Below are 20,620 nucleotides of genomic sequence, written 5' to 3'. Positions count from 1 at the left end.
AGATAAATAAGTGATCTATTATATAAGTTAAATATGGCTGTCAATGATTACCTTACCCATAAAAAAAACCTACGCTCAAATGAACATAGGCTTTAATGTGTCCGTATTCTTATACGAAATAGAGACACACTTAATTGGGTTGCATTGTTTAATATGCAACCCAAAAAGTTTTACTTAGCGAGTAATGATTTTACTGCATCACCAATATCAGCCAAGCTACGTACAGTTTTCACACCAGCAGCTTCTAATGCAGCAAATTTCTCATCAGCAGTCCCTTTACCACCAGCGATAATTGCACCTGCGTGACCCATACGCTTACCTTTTGGTGCAGTAACACCAGCAATATAAGCAACCACAGGTTTAGTCACGTGATCTTTAATGTAAGCAGCAGCATCTTCTTCCGCGTTACCGCCAATTTCACCAATCATGACGATAGCTTCTGTTTGCGGATCTTCTTGGAACAGTTTCAAAATATCAATGAAGTTTGAACCCGGAATTGGGTCACCACCGATACCAACACAAGTAGATTGACCTAAACCTGCATCTGTTGTTTGTTTAACTGCTTCATAAGTCAATGTACCTGAGCGAGAAACGATACCAACTTTGCCCGGTAAATGGATATGACCTGGTTGGATACCAATTTTACACTCACCTGGAGTAATAACACCTGGGCAGTTTGGACCAATCATGCGCACGCCAGCTTCATCAAGCTTAACTTTTACAGTCAGCATATCCAATGTTGGAATACCTTCTGTAATTGTCACGATCAATTTAATACCTGCATCAATCGCTTCTAGGATTGAATCTTTACAAAATGGCGCTGGAACATAAATAACAGACGTTGTTGCGCCTGTAGCTTCAACGGCTTCGCGAACAGTGTTAAATACTGGTAAACCTAGGTGAGTTGTGCCACCTTTACCCGGCGTTACACCGCCAACCATTTTAGTTCCGTAAGCAATAGCTTGTTCGGAGTGGAAAGTACCTTGACCACCAGTGAAACCTTGGCAAATTACTTTGGTGTTTTTATCGATTAAAATAGACATTATTTAGCCTCCGCTGCTGCTACTGCTTTCTTAGCTGCATCTGTCAGGCTATTTGCTGCGATAATATTCAAGCCACTATCTGCAAGTTTCTTAGCACCTAACTCTGCATTGTTACCTTCTAAACGTACAACAACTGGTACATTTACACCGACTTCTTCTACTGCACCAATAATACCGTCAGCAATCAGGTCACAGCGAACAATACCACCAAAGATATTAACGAAAACCGCTTTTACATTTTTATCTGAAAGGATAATTTTGAACGCTTCAGTAACGCGTTCTTTTGTCGCGCCGCCACCAACATCAAGGAAGTTTGCAGGAGCACCACCATGCAATTTAACAATATCCATGGTTCCCATTGCAAGACCAGCACCGTTAACCATACAACCGATATTGCCATCTAGTGCAACATAGTTTAGTTCCCATTGTGCCGCTTGAGCTTCACGAGCATCTTCTTGAGATGGATCGTGCATTGCGCGCATTTCAGGTTGGCGATATAGCGCGTTGCTATCTACACCTAATTTACCATCTAGGCAAATCAGGTCACCTTCTGTATTAATAACCAATGGGTTAACTTCGATAAGCGCAAGGTCACGCTCTAAGAACATCGTTGCCAGACCCATGAAAATTTTCGCAAATTGGCTAACTTGTTTTCCAGTTAAACCCAATTTGAATGCTAATTCGCGGCCTTGATAAGGCATCGGACCCGTTAAAGGATCGATGATTGCTTTATGAATTAGTTCAGGCGTTTCTTCTGCAACTTTTTCAATTTCAACACCACCTTCTGTTGATGCCATGAACACGACACGACGGGTTCCACGGTCAACAACAGCACCTAGATAAAGTTCTTTAGCGATGTCAGTTGCATTTTCAACCAAGATTTGATTAACAGGTTGTCCATTTGCATCTGTTTGATAAGTAACTAAGTTTTTACCTAACCATTTGTCTGCAAATTCACGGATATCATTAATATCCTTAGTCACTTTTACGCCGCCTGCTTTACCGCGCCCACCTGCATGAACTTGGCATTTAACAACCCATGGTCCATTACCAATTTTTTTTGCTGCTTCAACAGCTTCTTCTGCTGTTGAACACGCATATCCAGTTGGCGCTGGCAAGCCATAGCGTGTAAAAAGCTGTTTTGCCTGATACTCGTGTAAATTCATGATGTTCTATCCATAATTGAGTCTAAAGAGGCGTTTATTCGCCCCCTTCAATTGTTACTGATTTAGCAACCAGAAAAATCAGCTGCATGGTTATCTCAGAAAGGGCAGGCATTCCCCTGCCCTATTAGCGCTATACGTCCAGCAGCAAACGCGTTGGATCTTCCAGCATATCTTTGATAGCAACTAAGAATCCAACTGACTCACTACCATCAATTAGACGGTGGTCATAAGATAATGCAAGGTACATCATTGGCAGAATTTCAACTTTGCCATTAACTGCCATTGGACGATCTTTAATGGCATGCATGCCTAAGATTGCGCTTTGCGGTGGGTTAATAATTGGTGTAGACATCAGAGAACCAAATACGCCACCATTAGTGATAGTAAAGTTACCGCCCGTTAAATCATCAACCGTTAATTTACCATCACGACCTTTGATAGCGAGTTCTTTAATTTTGCGCTCAATATCAGCCATGCTCATTGCATCAACATCACGTAATACTGGCGTTACCAGACCACGCGGTGTTGAAACTGCAATACTAATATCAAAGTAGTTGTGGTAAACAACATCTGTACCATCAATAGAAGCATTCACTTCTGGATAGCGTTTTAATGCTTCAACTGCTGCTTTAACGTAGAAAGACATAAAGCCTAAACGCACACCATGACGTTTTTCAAATGCTTCGCCATATTGTTTACGTAGGTCTTTAATTGGCTGCATGTTGACTTCATTAAATGTCGTCAGCATAGCAGTATTGTTTTTCGCTTCCAGTAGGCGCTCAGCAATACGTTTACGTAAACGCGTCATTGGTACACGTTTTTCACTACGATGCGCCAATGGTGCTTGAGGTGCTTCTGGTGCTTTCGGCGCAGCAGCTGGAGCCGCTTTATTGCTATTCGCTGCTAAATATTTTTCAATATCTTCGCGAGTTAAACGCCCACCAACACCCGTGCCTTTAATATCCGCTGGGTTTAAGTCATGTTCAGCAATTAAACGACGAGTTGCTGGCGTTAAAGCATCATTGCTTTCTTCTTCTAAACTTGCAGTTTGACGTTGTGCAGGTGTTGATTCCTGAGCTGATTTAACTTCAGCAGGAAGTCCAGAGCTATCACCTAAACGAATGCGACCAAGTATCTGTTTAGAAAGTACTGTTGCGCCTTCATCTTCAATGATGGCATCCAAGATCCCTGCTTCACTTGCAGGAACTTCCAAAACAACTTTATCTGTTTCAATTTCAACCAGCACTTCATCACGTTCGACGCTATCACCTGGTTTTTTATGCCATGTGGCAACCGTAGCATCAGCAACGGATTCAGGAAGATCGGGAACAAGAATTTCTACGCTACTCATTTTATATCCTTTAATTTATTCAATGTTCAAAGCGTCATTTACCAGAGCTTGTTGTTGCTCTTGGTGAACGGACGTGTATCCAACTGCTGGGGATGAAGAAGCTGCACGGCCTGCATAACGTAAATTTGCGCCAGCTGGGATAGCTTCACGGAAATTATGTTGACTGCAATACCAAGCACCTTGGTTTAATGGCTCTTCTTGACACCAAACGAAATCTTTCACATGCGCATACGGTGCTAATGCTTGTTGAATATCTTCGTGTGGGAATGGATATAGCTGTTCAATACGAACAATAGCCACGTCAGTTTGCCCATTCTTACGACGTTGTTCTAACAGATCGTAATAGACTTTACCTGAACACAGAACGACACGTTTCACATTTTTAGGATTAATATCATCAATTTCACTGATAACGGTTTGGAATTTCCCATTAGCCAGTTCTTCCAGACTTGATACCGCTAATGGGTGACGAAGTAAGGATTTAGGTGACATTACAATCAGAGGACGACGCATCCCGCGTAGAGCCTGACGGCGTAACATATGGTAAACCTGCGCAGGTGTAGAAGGTACACACACTTGCATATTTTGGTCTGCACACAGTTGTAGATAGCGCTCTAAACGTGCAGATGAGTGCTCTGGACCTTGGCCTTCATAACCGTGTGGTAATAACATAACCAAACCACACATACGACCCCATTTTTGTTCACCAGAACTAATAAATTGGTCGATGACAACCTGAGCACAGTTGGCAAAGTCACCGAATTGCGCTTCCCAGATTGTTAATGTGCGTGGTTCTGTAGTTGCATAACCATATTCAAATGCCAATACGGCGTTTTCAGTTAGGACTGAATCCCAAACTTTAAACTCACCTTGCGCATTGTGAATATTTTGTAATGGCACATAAACTGAACCATTTGTTTGATTATGAATAACTGCATGACGATGGAAGAATGTACCACGACCCGCATCTTCACCAGAAAGGCGAACAGGAACACCTTCGTCAACCAATGTTGCGTAAGCCAGTGTTTCAGCTGCGCCCCAATCTAACAGTTTTTCACCTTTCGCCATTTCAGCGCGATCAGCGTAAATTTTTTCTACGCGAGATTGGGTGACAACTTCAGCTGGAACTGTGCTGGTTTTCACTGCTAATTCTTGCAGACGTTTTAGATCAAACGTTGATTTGTAAGATTCATTCCAATCATGGTTTAAGTATGGTTCCCATGTATAAGCATTTGGACCCATCTCACGCCATTCTTCAACAACGCAATCACCTCTATCTAAAGCATCGCGATATGAATTCACCATTTCGGTCACTTCATCAGCAGTTACAATACCGTTTTCAATTAAACGGTCTGCATAAATTTTGCGAGGCGTTGGTTGTTTTTTGATTTTTTGGTACATAATTGGCTGTGTTGCATTTGGCTCATCAGCTTCGTTATGACCATGACGACGATAACAAACGAGGTCAATCATGACATCGCGTTTAAACGTATTACGGAAATCTAACGCCAAGCGCGTTACAAACGCAACCGCTTCTGGGTCATCACCATTCACATGGAAAATTGGTGCTTGAACCATTTTCACGACATCTGTGCAATATTCAGTTGAGCGTGTATCTTTTGGATTCGACGTGGTAAAACCAATCTGGTTATTAATCACAACGCGAACTGTTCCGCCAACTTCATACCCACGAGCTTGAGACATGTTCAATGTTTCTTGAACAACACCTTGCCCTGTTACAGCTGAGTCACCATGAATGGTTACTGGAATAACTTTGTTACTCAGTGCTTCATTCAATCTATCGCGGCGAGCGCGAACAGAACCAATAACAACTGGGCTGACAATTTCAAGGTGAGATGGGTTAAAGGCCAATGCTAGGTGAACGCGTGAACCCGCAGTTTGGAAATCAGAAGAGAAACCTTGGTGATATTTTACGTCACCAGCACTTGAATGGTCTTTGTGTTTTCCTGCGAATTCATCAAATAGTTCAGCAGGTTTTTTGCCCAAAATATTAACCAGTACGTTTAGGCGACCACGGTGAGCCATACCTAATACGATTTCGCTTGTGTCATGTGTTCCCGCGTAGTGAATCAGCTCTTTCAGCATTGGAACTAGTGCATCACCACCTTCCAATGAGAAACGTTTTGCGCCTGGGAATTTAGCACCTAAATAACGTTCCAAACCTTCAGCCGCCGTTAATTCAGCTAAAAAGCGACGTTTTTCTTCTTTGGTAAATTGTTCTGCAACATTTACTGACTCAAGACGCTGTTGGATCCAGCGTTTTTCTTCGGTATTAGTAATGTGCATATATTCAGCACCGATAGAACCGCAATAAATACGTTTCAGTGCATCATAAAGGTCACTTAGTTTCATGGTTTCTTTGCCAATTGCAAAAGAACCCACGTTAAATGTTTCGTCGAAATCTTCTTTTGTTAAGTTATGGAATGTAGGATCTAAATCAGGAACCGATTCGCGTTTCCATAAATCTAACGGATCAAGATTTGCATTTTGATGTCCGCGGAAGCGGAATGCATTAATCAACTGTAAAACTTTAACTTGTTTTGCGTCGATTGTTGGGTCGGAGACAGAGGTATGATAACGAGTAGAGTCTTTAGCTAAGCGACGGAAGTAATCGCGTGCTTGCGAGTGGAGTTGTTCACCGTTGGTGCCTACTGCGCCAGGCAGTTGCTGGAAGATTTCTCTCCAACCAGCATCAACAGAATTAGGGTCTGTCAGATAATCTTCATAGAGTTGTTCTATGTAAGACTGGTTCGCGCCTGCCAGAAAGCTCGAATCCAGCCAGTCCTTCATTACGCCGTTCTGCATTGTGATCCCTTAAGCTATTTAAGCTTTAGTTTTCGCCGTGGTTAACTAATTACCGCATTTTTGCGGCCTCGATAAAGGTTCTTCTGGACGTGCTTTATGCATGTTCTCACTTTGGGTTTCCCTTTATCACTCCGGGCTCCCCTTTTTTAGGAACCTTTAAAAACTGCCTACAGTTTTTAAAGATCCCTTGAGTCAGCTCGCGTCTTCATCTTTTGTTGTGCAGGTTGGCTTTGTACTTTCACTTTTTACTTTTTGCTCTATCTATTACTTTTGTATTTTTATATTTACGACTTAGTCTTTTAATGACCTGCGGCACTTCCATACCGCAGGTTAAATATCAGTTCTAAGCGCTATGTTTTAGTAACATAGATTTAATATGACCGATAGCTTTCGTTGGATTTAGTCCTTTAGGGCATACATTGACACAATTCATAATGCTATGACAGCGGAAAACACTAAAAGCGTCGGATAGATCATCTAATCGACTATCTGTCTCAGTATCTCTACTATCAATTAGGAAACGATAGGCTGCTAAAAGACCTGCTGGTCCAATAAATTTATCCGGATTCCACCAGAATGATGGGCAAGAAGTAGAACAACAAGCACACAAAATACACTCGTAAAGTCCATCGAGTTTTTCTCGTTGCTCTGGATATTGTAAATTCTCGCGTGCAGGTGGATTCTTATTATCATTAATAAGATACGGGCGAATTTTTTCGTATTGAGTATAAAATTGGCTCATATCAATTATCAGGTCACGAACAACAGGCAGACCTGGCAATGGACGGATGACAATTTTCTTCCCAGAACGCGTTAAGGCGGATAATGGCGTGATACAGGCCAAGCCATTTTTACCATTCATGTTCACACCATCAGAGCCACAAACACCTTCACGGCAAGAACGACGGAATGATAATGTCGGATCTTTTTCTTTCAGCAGAATAAGTGCATCAAGTAACATCATGTCACGCCCTTCAGGAACTTCGAGCGTGTAATCTTGCATACGAGGTGCGTTATCTACATCCGGATTATAGCGATAAATCGAAAATTCAAGTTTCATAGTTTATTTCTCCGCAACTGGATTCACACCACGCATTAATAAGTACGTACTTTCGGCGGGAAGGGTTCACGCAATTTAGGTTGCATGTTCACTTCACGACGCGTCATCGTTTCAGATTGCGGTAGATATAAAGAGTGGCATAGCCAATTAGCATCATCACGATCTGGATGGTCAAAACGGCTATGTGCGCCACGGCTTTCCGTACGGAAGTTGGCCGCTTGTGCTGTTGCATAAGCTGTTTCCATCAAATTATCCAGTTCTAAACATTCAATACGCTGAGTGTTAAATTCTCGTGATGTATCATCAAGACGTGCATTTTTCAGGCGTTCGCGAATAACTTTCAGCTCTTCCAACCCTTTCGCCATTGCATCACCTTCACGGAATACCGAGAAGTTATGTTGCATGCAAGATTGCAATGCTTTTCTGATCTCAACTGGATCTTCACCTGTACGCGCATTTTCCCAACGATTAAAGCGAGATAATGCTGCATCAATATCAGATTCAGTCGCATCACGCATTGGACCTTGCTCTAATAGAGATTCTTTTAAGTGTAATCCTGCTGAGCGACCAAATACCACAAGGTCAAGCAGTGAGTTACCACCAAGGCGGTTTGCACCATGGACAGAGACACAAGCAATTTCACCCACAGCAAACAAGCCTGGGATCACTTCATCTTCGCCTTTTTCATTATAGCGAATAGCTTGTCCTGTCACTTTAGTTGGAATTCCACCCATCATATAGTGACAAGTTGGAATGACAGGAATTGGCTCTTTGACTGGGTCAACGTGAGCAAAAGTACGAGATAATTCAAGAATACCCGGCAAACGTGATTCAAGAACGTCTTTACCTAAGTGATCCAATTTCAATTTAGCATGAGGACCCCATGGACCATCACAGCCACGGCCTTCACGAATCTCAATCATGATTGAGCGAGCAACAACGTCACGACCAGCAAGATCTTTCGCGTTAGGGGCATAACGTTCCATGAAACGCTCACCATCTTTGTTTAAGAGGTAACCACCTTCACCACGACAACCCTCGGTTACTAAAACACCCGCCCCCGCAATACCTGTTGGGTGGAATTGCCACATTTCCATATCTTGCAGCGGTACACCAGCACGAGTTGCCATACCAACACCATCACCTGTGTTGATGTGAGCATTAGTGGTTGATTGGTAAATGCGCCCTGCGCCACCTGTTGCCAAAATAGTCGCTTTTGCTTTGAAGTAAACAAGTTCACCCGTTTCCATACAAATCGCAGTACAACCAACAATATCGCCGTCCTGATTTTTAACCAAATCAAGGGCATACCACTCAGAAAAAATCGTAGTGTGATTTTTTAGGTTTTGTTGGTAAAGCGTATGTAATAGCGCATGGCCTGTACGGTCTGCCGCAGCAGCAGTACGCGCAGCTTGTTCGCCACCAAAGTTTTTAGACTGACCACCAAATGGACGTTGGTAGATTCGACCATCATCTAAACGAGAAAATGGTAAACCCATATGTTCTAATTCTAGAATAGCTTCAGGACCGGTTTGACACATATATTCAATAGCGTCTTGGTCACCGATGTAATCAGAACCTTTAACTGTGTCATACATGTGCCACTCCCAGTTATCTGGATGAGTGTTACCAAGTGCAACAGTGATACCACCTTGCGCTGATACAGTATGAGAACGTGTTGGAAAAACTTTTGACAGTAAGGCACAAGATAGTCCTGACTGTGAAATTTGTAGTGCGGCGCGCATACCTGCTCCACCAGCACCGATAACAATAGCGTCAAACTCTCTTATTGGCAGATTCATCTATACACCCCACACCACGATTGTTCCGTAAATTAAGTAAGCCAATAGAGCAATAACAATGATTAATTGCAGCACTAAACGAAGTGCGATTGGCTTAACATAGTCCGTCAGTACTTGCCATAATCCAATCCAGGCATGAACTAGAATCGAGAACAGTGTAAGGATAGTGAACACTTTCGTCACAGAGGATGAAAAGAATCCACGCCATGTTTCATAAGTAATATCGTTGATGGCAATAAAGCCAACAAGGTACAGCACGTAGAGTACAATTACGATCGCTGAACCACGGATTAATAGCCAGTCCTGAATACCAGTACGGCCTAAAGTAGATGCATTACTTACCATACTAATATCCCCGCCAGAATTGCCAGAATGATAGTGATAACAAACGTAATTTTTGCTGATGAATTACCAGCAGCAAGTGTTTCATCAACATAGCCAAAATCCATTAACATATGACGAATACCACCACAAATGTGATACGCCAATGCTGTTAGAATTCCCCAAAGAATGAACTTGGCAAAAAAACCAGTCATTATTTCGGATACATGTTGAAAACCTTCTGGAGAGGATAAAGATGTCCCTAACAACCAAAGCAGAATACCGACTGCGATGAAAGTAATGACGCCAGAGACACGGTGCAAGATCGAAGATATTGCAGTAATCGGGAAATGGATCGTCTGCAGATCAAGGTTGACAGGTCTTTGTTTTTTCACAATTTTGCCCACATAGCTCTTATTATTTTCCTTCCTCCGGACCTGGGGCGGAAACTGACAGCAACAGGGGGAACTAAATGCAACTTAAGTTAAACATTAATCCATCATATTCAAAAATAGTTGCACACTGATTACGCTGAGAGTCTAACGTCAGGGTAATCCGGAGACCTGTCTCAAGTATAAAGTCTTCACATTGCTATTACAATTCCCACACAAAATGTTTGGAGACATTTAGCCCGAACAGTGAGAAGGATCACGATTTATACATTTTGTACAAATGTGCTCATGTCATTTGACATTCAGTCAACATTTATTTTACATATAGGGCAGCAAGATTTATCGAGACGTCAGTACATTTTTTGACACAAAAATAAATAATATTTATGAAAATTGTTTCCCTTACTAAAATTAGTGATATTGTAAGTAAAACAACAAAAACATAACATCGACACACTCATATATGACCTAAAAGACATTGTCGTCGGCCGTCAGAATTCAGGATTTAATGTGATAGCTAGCTGATTTCCACAATATGCCGGTAGAACAATGCGTAAAGACGCTGTATAAAACTGTGTCCTGGTTGTTGGGTGTTGATTATCAAGCGCTAAGGAGACCGTAAATGGCTGATAACAAAGCTAAGCTATCGACTGAGAGTGGAAGTGAAATTGAAGTAGATATTCTATCCCCCACCCTTGGCCAAAAGGTTATCGATGTCCGATCTTTAGGTTCTAAAGGGTATTTTACTTATGACCCTGGATTTACATCTACTGCTTCATGTGAGTCAAAAATCACTTATATTGATGGTGAAAAAGGTGTTTTACTGCACCGCGGCTTCCCAATTGATCAACTCGCAACCGAAGCTACCTATCTTGAAGTTTGCTATATCCTGCTTTACGGAGAAGCACCAACCCAAGAACAATATGACACTTTTAGAAATACAGTAACTCGTCATACCATGATCCATGAGCAAATCACGCGCATGCTAAATGGTTTCCGCCGTGACTCTCACCCAATGGCGGTGCTCTGTGGTGTTACTGGCGCTTTGGCTGCTTTCTATCACGATGCTCTCGATATTTCTAACCCACGCCATCGTGAAATTACGGCATATAGATTACTCTCTAAAATGCCGACTGTTGCGGCAATGTGCTATAAGTATTCTATTGGTCAACCTTTTGTTTATCCACGTAATAACTTGTCTTACGCGGGTAACTTCTTGCACATGATGTTCTCTACGCCTTGTGAAGAATATGTTGTAAACCCAGTACTTGAGCGCGCAATGGATCGCATTTTGATCCTACATGCTGATCACGAGCAAAATGCGTCAACGTCTACAGTGCGTACTGCTGGCTCCTCTGGCGCTAACCCATTTGCTTGTATTGCTGCGGGAATTGCCTCTCTGTGGGGACCTGCTCATGGTGGTGCTAACGAAGCTTGCTTGCGTATGCTGGAAGAGATCAAAAGCGTTGAATATATTCCTGATTTTATTAAACGCGCAAAAGATAAAAATGACTCTTTCCGCCTAATGGGCTTTGGTCACCGCGTTTATAAAAATCATGATCCTCGTGCAACAGTCATGCGTGAAACTTGCCACGAAGTATTAAATGAACTTGGTTTAAATGATAGCCTACTTGAAGTTGCAATGGAGTTGGAGCGTATCGCACTGAACGACCCGTATTTCATTGAGAAGAAACTCTACCCGAATGTTGATTTCTATTCAGGTATCATCTTGAAAGCTATGGGTATTCCTTCATCTATGTTTACCGTTATTTTTGCAATTGCACGAACCATTGGCTGGATTGCTCACTGGAACGAAATGCATGATGACGGATTGAAAATTGCACGTCCGCGCCAGCTATATACTGGTTATGATAAACGTGATTTCAATACAAATATCTCCAAAAAATAATAATTCAATTAAATTCGATTCCCTACATATCAAAGCCTCGTTTTCGGGGCTTTTCTTTTTTACTGCCCATTCTGATAGGCTTTAGGCGTCTTACCGCTCATTTTTTTAAAAAAACTTATAAAAGCACTATCACTCGTTAATCCCAATTCTTGAGTAATAAAATGATAAGCTTTTCCTTAAGCAAGTAACTCCACTGCTTTAATAAACCGCCATTGCTGACGCCAAGCTTGATAGCTCATTCCTGTTTCGCGGATAAAAATACGCGAAATTGTCTTTTCACTTGCACCAACTTTTTGCGCTAATTCAATCAATGTTGGCGGAAGTATCTGCATATTCAAATCATGAATTCGGCGATCTTGTGGAATAGATAACAGTGTTGGTTCTGTTGTTGCACTTTGTAGCTCATCAATAAAAACAGGCAGTAAGTTTGCCAGCCTTCCTTGCTGCCAATTACTATCAAACGGCGCCACAGCAATACATTCGAGAATTTCTCTTAATAATGGACTTACCGTTAAAATCGCGACTTCATTCCCCATAAAATTAGAATAATGCTGATTAAGATAAACTGAGCGGTAACCAACAGATGACTTCATTTGTGCTCGATGAATCATGTTGGGAGGCAACCAAGCCACTCTACCCGGTGGCAATAACGAGAGGTGATTTTGTAATGAGATTAGAATGCAACCTTGTTGAGTAAACAATAATTGCCCCATATCATGATGATGCATTCCCGAATCATGCTGCCCCATTTCAGCTGCAATACCTAAAATAGGCGCCTGATACCAATGAGTTTCAAACTTATCTTGTTGCGAAAGCCAAGCCATAACAAGTCCTGTTTTTGATATTATTAGTCTTTATTATTGTAATAAGACAATAAAAATGCCACTAAAATCTTGCCTATTAAATTAATGATAAAATAGGATAACTTAGATGAAATCATCTCTTTCATTATGGTTGGCTGTAGCCTTGATGATGTTTCCACAAATTGTAGAAACTATATACAGCCCAGCATTAACAGATATTGCTAGCGCTTTTCAAGTCAGTGCGCAAAGTGCTTCTCAAACACTTTCATTCTATTTTTTCGCATTTGCCTTAGGTGTGGTTTTCTGGGGGAGAATGTGTGATGTCATTGGTCGTCGACCCACGATATTAGCAGGGTTGTTGCTATATGGCGTTGCATCTATTGGTGCTCTTTTTGTTTCTCACTTTGCCCTATTATTACTCATGCGTATGTTATCTGCTTTTGGTGCTGCTGTGGGGTCGATTGGTACACAAACAGCGATGCGAGATAGTTACCAAGGCCCTCAATTAGCTAAAGTTTTCTCTATTATGGGAATTGCGATTGCTATTAGCCCAGCACTTGGCATGCTAATTGGATCTTTATTAGTCAGCATAGGCGGATATCAAGCCGTTTTTGTTGGATTAGCCATTTTAGCCGTAGGGTTATTGTTATGGGCTTGTTATAAGCTTCCAGAGACCAAACCTGAAAATGTGATTCATAGCCCATTTTTAACCACTTTATTGGCTATGATTAAGGATAAAGATATTTTAAGAAATGTGATGTTAATTGCATTTTTCAACATTAATTTATTCAGTTATTACCAACTTGCGCCCTTTCATTTTGAACAATTAATGCTATCTCAGCAGCAATTTGGTCTTACAGGCATTTTACTCGCCATTGGCGTCGGAATTGGCTCAGTCTTAAATCGGTATTTACTGGCTAAAAATCAATCACCAGAGACATTAGTTAAACTCGCGAGTTTGATTTCATTAATTAGCGGAGCGTTAGTTTTTGCTCTTATTCATTCGGCGTGGTTTATTTTGCCAGTGATAGGAATTGTTATTGGGTATGGTGTTGCAATTCCAAATATTCTTGCCCATGCACTGAATCGTTATAATGATAGAAAAGGGACTGCTGGCGCTATATTAGGCCTATTTTATTATATTGGTCTTGCTATTGGTTTGATTGTTGCTGGCTGGAGCCAACATCTAGGCGCAGTAATGTTAATTTCCGGCGTGATCCTGATGGGTGTTTCAATTCGTTATCGAGTTCAGGCGCACTAAAATCAGTAAGCCACAAAGTATTAATCATCGACTAAAATGCAGTATATCAAATAGATATACTGCATTTTTATCTATTTTAAGCTGGGTTATCAATATCAATGAATGTTGCATCTAAACCATGGTTATCAACTAACCATTTAGTTAATGCTTTAATGCCATAGCGTTCTGTTGCGTGATGACCCGCAGAATAAAAATGAATGCCCATTTCTCTTGCAATATGGATAGTTTGCTCTGAAACCTCTCCCGTGACAAAAGCATCCACACCAAATTCAGCCGCTTCTAAAATAAAACCTTGCCCGCCACCCGTGCACCATGCAATTTGTCTGATTTCTTGTTTACCAAAATCTCCGCAATGGAGCACCTTACGACCAAGTTGCTTTTCTAAACGCTGTGATAATTCTGCTGGCGTGATTGGCTCATCAAAATAACCAAATGGCAATAAAGGCTCAATATAACCATCAATTTTGACACCCATTAAATGTGCTAGCTGTGTGTTATTACCAAGATGAGGATGAGCATCCAGAGGAAGATGATAGCCATAAAGGTTAATATCATTTTCTAATAATGTTTTCAGGCGCTTTCTTTTCATGCCTTTGATCACAACTGGCTCATTTTTCCAAAAATAACCATGATGAACAATAATTGCATCCGCTTCCATTTCTACAGCTTTATCTAATAACGCTTGGCAAGCAGTCACACCAGTGACAATTTTTTGTACATGCGAGCGCCCTTCTACTTGAAGGCCATTCGGAGCATAGTCTTGGAATTCACTGACTTTTAATTCATTATTGATCACTTCTTCCAAAGAGATATTACGCATAACCTTATCCTTTTCTTGCAATGTTTTTGGCTGACATAGCAAATAATTTTTAAATGACCGAAAATTGTCATGTCATAAGATTATAAAGCAATAGAGTAAAAAGAAATGGCTATTTTGGAGATGTAGGTGCAAAGGCAGGATTTTTCATCCCCACGATTTTTTATCGCGGGGAGAATAATATCGCAATTTTACTGCTAGCGATGTGCATCCATCGTCATTTCTGAACGCTCTAACCACACGGGTTTATCGCTTGTTTTCGTCCAAACTTTATATAAGTAGCTATAAAATTTTGCACGTTGTGGATGAAAAACCATAATCGGAAATGCAAGTATGCCTGCAAACAACGCGGCAGCGCGGCGTACCATAACCTGAGTACGGGAATATTCGTGGTATGTGGACATCGATATCCTCCTGTCAGTAGCCACTATATTTGCCGATTTTAAATTATCCTCATGAATAATCTTTTAAGGATCACCAAAGTCGTACAAATAATATGAATATAATTAACTGAGTTAATAATACTCTTTTAATTGTAATTTTACTACTGATCAGACCACTTGCAATGAAAAAAATGCCTATATTTCGCACATTTTGTTATTTATTGTATTTTTATTACATTTATTAACAAAATTTCGCAATAAAAATACAACAAATAAACACAACATTAACATTTGGTAATTATTTTTATTCATAAAATATCTGTCATTATTTTTAGCTTTATTAGTTTTATATTAGAACTATTTTTTCTAAAATCTTTACTCTATATAACCTTATTCTCAGTCTAAAAATTCGTTAATAATAAGAACAACAATACCACTTATTTTTCTGAATTAAAAAACCATATTTATTGACTAAGTACTTACTCAGTTTTAATCATTTTAAGACAACTATTCATTTATATAGCTAATTATTTATATAATTGCTTTTAATAATTTTTAGTTAAATCACTTATAGTTAATTAATAACCACATTAATTATATTATTAGTGATGGAATGAAAATATTTAACCATAAAACTATTCACCTAATTAATATCAACTTATTTTATATTATTAATGTATCCTTTATTATATAAAAACATCATAAAATGATTTAAATAATAAGTTAATATTACTAAAGTAATTATTCCGCTAATTAATAATTCATGATGACAGTCTAACTATAAAAATATCCACCACGAAACAATAACAAAAAATAAACATGAAAATCAACAATATAAAACAACATTATTGATGAGTCATATTAAATATATATTTAGTTCTTAATATATAAAAAAATAATTATAAGATTAATATTTTTAATCTTGACTTTATATAAAAATAAATCAAACTAAAACAATACAAAATAAAATATATACAATTCAAATATTGACATAACTATTATTAATATGGGTATTTTCAAATGTTTTAATTACCAACTGGTATTACCACTATAAAAACAAAGTCATAAAATGACTTAAACACCATAGAATTCAAGAAGTAAAAAGTCAGGTCTTTATATTATCGCCATTATTTTTCAATAAATGTTATTAGTCACAACGATATAAATGCAGTCCGATACTATAAAATTAAATATGTATCTTTAATAAAGTATAGAGTTCATCTAATTATTTTTAATCGTGTTTTAAACTATTAATTACTAAGAGGAACAATTGCATGTTAAATAACGATACTTGTATATCTAAAAATGAAAGTGCTGCTATCTATTTATTAGAGCAAGCAATGGGCATCACGTTCCAAGCATCACTCAGGGTTGCGGCATTATTAGATATTGCTGATAAGCTAAAAAATGGTGCAAAAACAATTGATGAACTTGCAAAAGAATCGGATGTTAACCCTAAACATTTATTTAGAGTCATGCGAATGCTTGCCGCTAAAAAAGTATTTGCACAAACAGATGACGGTAAATTTGAGTTAACCCCCGCAGCACAGTTTCTTCGTAAAGATCACCCACATTCATTACATGATGCAGTATTAATGCTGACTGACATAACATTTTGGGCACCATTAGGTGATCTAATTGATAGTTTACGCAGTGATACGCCTTTTAAAGATATGTTTGGAGAATCTTTCTACGAATATTGGGCTGATGAAAGCCATTATAAAGATGATTACACGTTCCACACAGGCATGTCTTCTATGTCTGCTGTTGAAAACTATTTTTTAACACAGAAATATAAATTCCCTGATAACGCAAAAGTTGTTGATATTGCGGGTGGTATGGGTGGATTACTATTAAGTGTGCTAAAAAGTAATAAAACTTTACATGGCATTTTATTTGATAGACCTGAAATTCTACAAAAGCACCGACTTGGGGAATTAGATGGAGAAAAGCGTTGGGAAATTCATCCTGGTAGCTTCTTTGAGTCTTGCCCAGAAGCCGATTTCTATTTATTAAAGTACATTACAATGGACTGGCCAACTGATCAGGCTCAGAAAATATTGCAATGCTGCCGCAATGCGATGAATGATAATTCTAAATTATTGATCCTAGAACCCGTGATCCCAACAGGTAACAATTGGCATGGTGGTAACCTGATTGACCTATTACTTTTAGCCAGTTTTGATGGCGGACAAACTCGTAGTGAAGAAGAATTAACAGAATTACTCGACAGTGCAGGCTTAAAACTTAACCGTATTATTGATACTGGTTGCTATGTTTCAATTGTTGAAGCAATACCTAAACCAATTGCTAAGTAAATCTGCAAAATATAAAGAAAGATAAAACTGTAATACACAATGCGCATTGTTCATATATATCTTTAATTAATAGACACAATTCCCAGCAATCATTATTTGCGGCTTAGTTTAATTGGGAAGGAGAACCATAATGGGGCAAATTGCAGGTAAAGTTATTATCATTACTGGTGCAAGTAGTGGCATTGGTGCATCCGCGGCTCTTTATCTTGCGAAACAGAAAGCTACTATCGTGCTAGCGGCTCGCCGTAAAGAACTTATTGATAAGCTTGCACAAGATTGCATTGCTGAAGGTGGAAATGCCCTCGCAGTCGTTACTGATATCACTCAATATAGTGACGTCAAAAACCTAGTCAGCACAACATTAAACCAATTTGGCAAAATTGATGTGTTAATTAATAATGCAGGATTAATGGCTATTTCACCACTGAATCTTAGCAAAGTGAATGAATGGGAAAAAATGGTCGATATTAATATTAAAGGACCTTTATATGGGATAGCAGAAGTGCTGCCTATATTCGAAAAGCAAAACAGTGGTCATTTTATTAATATTTCTTCCGTTGCTGGAGTCAAAGTATTTAGCCCCGGAGGCACTGTTTATAGCGGCACAAAATTTGCCATTCGCGCTATATCAGAGGGCCTACGCCACGAAGTCGGGAAAAATATTAGAACCACAACAATCTGTCCTGGTGTTGTTGATTCTGAATTAAAATTTGGCAGTTCAGATCCTACGAGTTTACAGTCAATCATTGAATTTTATAAGCAAGCCATCCCACCAGATTCCGTTGCACGCGCTATTGCCTATGCAATTGAACAACCTGAGGATGTAGATATTAATGAAATTGTCTTACGTCCTACGCAACAAGAGTTTTAACTTCCCAGCAATCTATACTCGACTCTCAATTTGCTTGAGGAATCGAGAGAGTTTGTTGAGAAATAAATAATGTTTTAGTTGTTTTGGCTAGTTAAAACTCAAATAGATCTCTTTATCGCAACTATCTGGCACAAGTCGGGCTGTATCAGCACATCTTGTGAATTTAGGTCATTCACATTTTTTGATAGGTTATGGTTATGAATAAAAATTATACCGTAGCAGATTACCTTTTAGACCGCCTAGCTCAAATCGGTATTCGCCATTTATTTGGCGTTCCTGGTGACTACAACTTGCAATTTCTTGATCATATCATCAGTCATCCACAAATTGATTGGATTGGTTGCGCCAATGAACTTAATGCCTCTTATACTGCTGATGGTTACGCACGCTGTAAACCAGCCGCAGCAATATTGACCACTTTTGGCGTTGGTGAACTCAGTGCTATAAATGGAATAGCCGGCGCTTATGCTGAATACCTACCCATTATTCATATTGTTGGCGCGCCTGTATTAAAATCACAACAAGCGGGATTATTACTCCATCACTCATTAGGTGATGGTGATTTTGATACTTTCTCGCGCATGGCAAAAGAAGTGAGTGTCGCTCAAGCTTGCCTAACACCTGAAAATGCCGAATCTGAAATTGATAGATTAATCATTACTGCCATGCGTGAACATCGCCCTGTTCACCTAGTCCTTCCTTGTGATGTGGCAACAATGCCATTGGTTTCTAAACCAGCACCTTTAATATTACCTCAAAGCATTTTATCAACAGCTTCACTCGATATGTTTATTGAAGCTGCAAAAAACAAACTGATAAATGCTAAGAAAGTATCAGTATTGGCAGGCTGTCTCGCTGAGCGATTAAATGTACAATTAGACTTAAAAAAGTGGATGGATGAAGTTCCACTCCCCCATTCCACACTCTTATTTGGTAAAGGTGTGTTTGATGAGGATCATGCTAATTTTATAGGCACCTATATTGGTGCAGCCAGTAGCCCTGAAATTAAGCAGCAGGTGGAAGATGTTGATGTCACAATCAATATCGGCGTGATATTTGTTGATACAACCACGACAGGTTTTAGCCATCACTTGCCCATTGAAAATTGTATTTATATCCATCCAAATGAAGCGAGAGTCGGCCATCAAGTTTTCACACAAATTCCCATGCAAGACGCCATTAATGCCTTGCATCAGTTAACTATTTCCCTTGCTTCACAATGGCAATTACCGAAAATCAGTAAACCATTGTTACCGGAAGTGAGCAGTACAGAGCTTAATCAAAGCTATTTCTGGTCTGAAATTCAGAAATTTATACGCCCAAATGATATTTTATTTACAGATCAAGGGACTTCATGTTTTGGCGCAGCTGCATTAGATTTACCTGAGAATTGTAAGTTTGTCGTTCAATCATTGTGGGCATCTGTTGGCTTTTCATTAGCGGCAACATTTGGTGCGCAATTAGCAGTACCAAATCGTCGGGTTATCTTACTTATTGGTGATGGTTCCGCACAATTCACAGTGCAAGAATTAGGTACTATGTTGAGAAATGGAATAAAACCAATAATATTTTTATTGAATAATCAAGGGTATACCGTTGAACGCGCCATTCATGGCCCAGAAGAACTCTACAATGATATTACATTATGGGATTGGACATTATTATTTAAAGGATTAGCCAATGAACATAATGCATTTATCCGCCATATCTCTGAACCAAAACAATTGAGACAAGCTTTAGAAGATGTCGTCCATTGTAATCAGCTTGCTTTTATGGAAGTCATCTTACCGAAAATGGACACACCAAAAATATTAGATGCTATATCTTTAGCATTAAAAAAGAGCAATACAGTTGAGTAAATAAACCCCAATAGAAGATAAGGCTTATAAATTAATTATCAAATTGATGTTTAACCTTATTTTCAATTACTTTATCTTATTAGCCTGCATTAGCAGTGCTAATAAGATTCTATAGCTAACTGACTGTTATAAAAGCTAATCTTTACTTATAAAATAATCTGTTTTTGGAATTGCACTTAAGAAAATAACAAAGTAATAAAAATAAGCGATCCATGGATTAAAAATATAAAAGTTATTGATTAATATAATAATAAAACATAATACAGGTAAAAAACGCAGATAATGACTTAACCCCATATCATTTAATCTAAAGCACCAAACTCTTAGAAAATAGATCTGTAAGGCAATTAGGGATATTGCGAACGCTAAACAAAATGCTAAATATGCAATCACGGTGATGACATATTGAATACCATCATCCCAATAGTGAGCCAAATA

Annotated in this window: 15 protein-coding genes and 1 pseudogene; 5 read left to right on the top strand and 11 right to left on the bottom strand. The window is 39.2% G+C overall.

All coding sequences use genetic code 11. The annotated features are described in order from the left end of the window. Window positions 1-170: 170 nt before the first annotated feature. From sucD to sdhC, 8 genes are all read right to left on the bottom strand, one after another. Complete coding sequence (gene sucD / locus OO7_RS06005) at window positions 171-1,043, bottom strand: succinate--CoA ligase subunit alpha (protein WP_008915062.1); 873 nt, start codon at window positions 1,041-1,043, stop codon at window positions 171-173. After that, window positions 1,043-2,209, bottom strand: coding sequence for an ADP-forming succinate--CoA ligase subunit beta (gene sucC, locus OO7_RS06000; protein ID WP_008915061.1), 1,167 nt, complete (start codon window positions 2,207-2,209; stop codon window positions 1,043-1,045). The genes sucD and sucC overlap by 1 nt, the downstream gene beginning before the upstream one ends. Window positions 2,210-2,339: 130 nt before the next feature. After that, complete coding sequence (gene odhB, locus OO7_RS05995; RefSeq protein WP_008915060.1) at window positions 2,340-3,560, bottom strand: 2-oxoglutarate dehydrogenase complex dihydrolipoyllysine-residue succinyltransferase; 1,221 nt, start codon at window positions 3,558-3,560, stop codon at window positions 2,340-2,342. Between the two features lie 15 nt (window positions 3,561-3,575). Continuing rightward, window positions 3,576-6,386, bottom strand: a complete 2,811-nt coding sequence (sucA, locus tag OO7_RS05990) for a 2-oxoglutarate dehydrogenase E1 component (protein WP_008915059.1) — start codon at window positions 6,384-6,386, stop codon at window positions 3,576-3,578. Window positions 6,387-6,729: 343 nt separating this feature from the next. Further along, window positions 6,730-7,446 (bottom strand): succinate dehydrogenase iron-sulfur subunit, encoded by a 717-nt coding sequence (locus OO7_RS05985; protein WP_008915058.1) that lies wholly within the window; start codon window positions 7,444-7,446, stop codon window positions 6,730-6,732. A gap of 35 nt (window positions 7,447-7,481) precedes the next feature. Continuing rightward, window positions 7,482-9,248: a succinate dehydrogenase flavoprotein subunit gene (sdhA, locus tag OO7_RS05980; protein ID WP_008915057.1), complete on the bottom strand. Its 1,767-nt coding sequence runs from the start codon at window positions 9,246-9,248 to the stop codon at window positions 7,482-7,484. Further along, window positions 9,249-9,593 carry a succinate dehydrogenase membrane anchor subunit gene (gene sdhD, locus OO7_RS05975; protein WP_008915056.1) on the bottom strand — a complete coding sequence of 115 codons (345 nt, stop codon included), beginning with the start codon at window positions 9,591-9,593 and terminating at the stop codon, window positions 9,249-9,251. Next, window positions 9,587-9,976 (bottom strand): succinate dehydrogenase cytochrome b556 subunit, encoded by a 390-nt coding sequence (gene sdhC, locus OO7_RS05970; RefSeq protein ID WP_008915055.1) that lies wholly within the window; start codon window positions 9,974-9,976, stop codon window positions 9,587-9,589. The genes sdhD and sdhC overlap by 7 nt, the downstream gene beginning before the upstream one ends. Window positions 9,977-10,583: 607 nt before the next feature. Between sdhC and OO7_RS05965 the strand changes: the two genes are divergently transcribed. After that, window positions 10,584-11,870 (top strand): citrate synthase, encoded by a 1,287-nt coding sequence (locus OO7_RS05965; RefSeq protein WP_008915054.1) that lies wholly within the window; start codon window positions 10,584-10,586, stop codon window positions 11,868-11,870. Between the two features lie 59 nt (window positions 11,871-11,929). Here the strand turns inward: OO7_RS05965 and OO7_RS05960 are convergent. Continuing rightward, window positions 11,930-12,694, bottom strand: a pseudogene (locus tag OO7_RS05960) (AraC family transcriptional regulator). Between the two features lie 106 nt (window positions 12,695-12,800). Here OO7_RS05960 and OO7_RS05955 point away from each other — a divergent pair. Then, on the top strand, window positions 12,801-13,934 hold the full coding sequence (locus tag OO7_RS05955; RefSeq protein WP_008915052.1) for a multidrug effflux MFS transporter: 1,134 nt from the start codon (window positions 12,801-12,803) through the stop codon (window positions 13,932-13,934). A 76-nt stretch (window positions 13,935-14,010) separates the two neighbouring features. Here the strand turns inward: OO7_RS05955 and OO7_RS05950 are convergent, their stop codons facing one another. Both OO7_RS05950 and OO7_RS05945 read right to left on the bottom strand, forming a co-directional pair. Beyond that, a complete protein-coding gene (locus OO7_RS05950) occupies window positions 14,011-14,754 on the bottom strand; it encodes a type 2 GTP cyclohydrolase I (RefSeq protein ID WP_008915051.1) in 744 nt (247 codons plus the stop codon). Between the two features lie 194 nt (window positions 14,755-14,948). After that, window positions 14,949-15,155 carry a DUF2517 family protein gene (locus OO7_RS05945; RefSeq protein WP_008915050.1) on the bottom strand — a complete coding sequence of 69 codons (207 nt, stop codon included), beginning with the start codon at window positions 15,153-15,155 and terminating at the stop codon, window positions 14,949-14,951. 1,253 nt (window positions 15,156-16,408) lie between these two features. Between OO7_RS05945 and OO7_RS05940 the strand changes: the two genes are divergently transcribed. The 3 genes from OO7_RS05940 (at window position 16,409) to OO7_RS05930 (ending at window position 20,182) form a co-directional block, all read left to right on the top strand. Further along, window positions 16,409-17,452 carry a methyltransferase gene (locus OO7_RS05940; RefSeq protein WP_008915049.1) on the top strand — a complete coding sequence of 348 codons (1,044 nt, stop codon included), beginning with the start codon at window positions 16,409-16,411 and terminating at the stop codon, window positions 17,450-17,452. Window positions 17,453-17,582: 130 nt separating this feature from the next. Then, the gene (locus OO7_RS05935; protein WP_008915048.1) at window positions 17,583-18,323 is read left to right on the top strand and encodes an SDR family oxidoreductase; all 741 of its coding nucleotides are present in this window, start codon (window positions 17,583-17,585) and stop codon (window positions 18,321-18,323) included. 197 nt (window positions 18,324-18,520) lie between these two features. Further along, window positions 18,521-20,182 (top strand): alpha-keto acid decarboxylase family protein, encoded by a 1,662-nt coding sequence (locus OO7_RS05930; protein WP_008915047.1) that lies wholly within the window; start codon window positions 18,521-18,523, stop codon window positions 20,180-20,182. Window positions 20,183-20,620: the final 438 nt, after the last annotated feature.

Source organism: Providencia sneebia DSM 19967, assembly GCF_000314895.2.
In the GTDB taxonomy this organism is placed as follows: domain Bacteria; phylum Pseudomonadota; class Gammaproteobacteria; order Enterobacterales; family Enterobacteriaceae; genus Providencia; species Providencia sneebia.
The sequence above is the reverse complement of the archived record's forward strand: the minus strand, read 5'-3'. Positions and strand labels throughout refer to the sequence as shown.